We start from the raw sequence: 505 nt of genomic DNA, 5'->3' as shown, positions 1-505 counted from the left end.
CACATCGACCAGATAGGTGTACGGGTCAATACCGTGCAAACGGCATGTGGAGATCAGGCTCTGCATGATGCCGATGTGCTTTGCGCCGAGTTCGGTCCAAGCGAACATCCAATTGCGCCTGCCTATTGCGATTGGTCTGATGGCGCGCTCAATGTGGTTCGTGTCCAGTGGGACAGCCGCATCCGTCAGGAAGACACTCAAGGATGTTTTGCGTGGATGGGTATAACCCAATGCTTTGGCAAAGGGGCTGCTGGGCAAGAGTGTGACATCCGACAGACATTCCTCGACCCATTTGAAGAACGCTTTCACGACGGGTTGTGCGTGTTCGATTCTGAAGTCGAGTTTCTGTTGTCCCTGCAAGTCTTCTTTGGCAATGCGTTCTTCCACGGCATAGAGGGCACGGATATAACTCAAGGCGGTTGCCACCAAGTCTGGCTCAACCTCTTCAGCTTTAATGAACTCGCGCCGACAGTGCGCCCAACACTGAGCATGGGTCATACCGGTA

General features: G+C 53.7%; 1 protein-coding gene. It reads right to left on the bottom strand.

Annotated elements, in window-relative coordinates; all coding sequences use genetic code 11:
• Nucleotides 1-505: IS66 family transposase (locus ACOI06_RS14600; protein WP_420663318.1), on the bottom strand; the 505-nt coding region annotated here is incomplete at both ends.

The organism is Orrella sp. 11846 (assembly GCF_048820935.1).
Classification (GTDB): Bacteria; Pseudomonadota; Gammaproteobacteria; order Burkholderiales; family Burkholderiaceae_B; genus Algicoccus.
This window is presented reverse-complemented; position numbering and strand designations above follow the sequence as displayed.